The organism is Methylobacter sp. BBA5.1 (genome assembly GCF_000746145.1).
GTDB classification, from domain to species: Bacteria; Pseudomonadota; Gammaproteobacteria; order Methylococcales; family Methylomonadaceae; genus Methylobacter; species Methylobacter marinus.
The window spans coordinates 1-1,339 of sequence record NZ_JQKS01000086.1 but is presented as its reverse complement, the minus strand read 5'-3'; the positions used below and the strand labels follow the sequence as shown (position 1 = coordinate 1,339).

General features: G+C 50.0%; 1 protein-coding gene and 1 pseudogene. Both read right to left on the bottom strand.

Annotated features, from left to right (window positions below):
- Positions 1-677, bottom strand: a pseudogene (locus tag EK22_RS21815) (flagellin); the annotation flags it as partial.
- Between the two features lie 179 nt (positions 678-856).
- Positions 857-1,339 (bottom strand): flagellin (locus tag EK22_RS21810; RefSeq protein ID WP_255360602.1); only part of this gene is annotated, 483 nt, incomplete at its 5' end.

Genomic DNA, 1,339 nt, shown 5'->3' with positions numbered 1-1,339 from the left:
GCATCGGCGATGCTTTTGGCTGAATCATTAGCGCCAACACTGATATCTTTCGAGCCCAGGCTTCCTGAAACTGTCAATGTTTGAGCCAACACGTTATTAACTAAGCTTGCACCGACCGCATCATTCATAGCCGTGGTCGCCGCATCTTCGTTAGTCAGGCGGTGGTTACCCAGTATTTCTGTAGTAGCCCCGCTGATAGTCACATCAATAGTTTGATTGGCCTGGGAGCCGACATGAAATTGCTGCCCCGAAAAGCTGCCATCCAATAATTTTTTACCGTTAAAAGTCGTGGTGTTAGCAATACGATCCAACTCGCTTTGCAGCTGCCCCACCTCTTTTTGCAGATTCGCGCGGTCTGAGGCGCTGTTGGAATCATTCGCCGACTGCACGGCCAGCTCACGCATCCTTTGCAAAATATTAGTCGATTCCTGCAGCGCGCCTTCGGCCACCTGCGACAATGAGATGCCGTCATTGGCATTTCTGACTGATTGATCCAAACCTCTGATTTGCGAAGTCATCCGATCCGCAATGCCTAGGCCGGCCGCGTCATCCTTGGCGCTGTTGATTCTTAAACCGGAAGACAACCTTTCCATCGCCGTTGATTGAGCCGCTGAGGACCTGTTTAACTGGCGTTGGGCATTTAATGAAGATACATTTGTATTAATAACTTGAGCCATGACCCATCTCCTAAACTAGATAATGAAATTTTTATTTCATAAGTGTTATCGTCATCGCATCAAGAAACTTTAAAATTTTTTCAACAATATTTTCATTAATCTAAAAAACAGATCAGCTACGAAATTCTGTTCAATCGCAGGAGCGACTTGTCGATCGCCCCTGTTGAATTTCATTGCATTTAGCCTTGTAAAAGCTGCATCACATTTTGGGTTGAGGCATTGGCCTGCGCCAGCATGGCGGTACCCGCCTGCTGCAATATCTGCCCTCTGGCCAGGTTGGCTGATTCCTTGGCGAAATCGGCATCCTGAACCCGTGAACGTGCCGCCGATACGTTCTGCGAGACGTTCTCCAGGTTGGCAATCGTTGAACTGAACCGGTTCTGTACAGCACCCAGATCCGCCCGTGAATTGGAAATGGCCGCCAAGGCGCCATCGATAACCGATAAGGCATTGTTAGAGCCGGCTTGTGTGCCGATATCGATACTGGAGACTTTCTGCAAAGTAGACGATTGCGGCGTTGTGGCTGCGAATATGCCGCCTGTGGCATCTGAACTTGTCGCGGTAAAGGCTTTATCTGAATCCATAATCAGACTGCCGCCGATGGTCGCGGCATCGGTGCCTGATACGCCGCCGCCAGCGACAGTCGCCTTGACGCCCGCCAC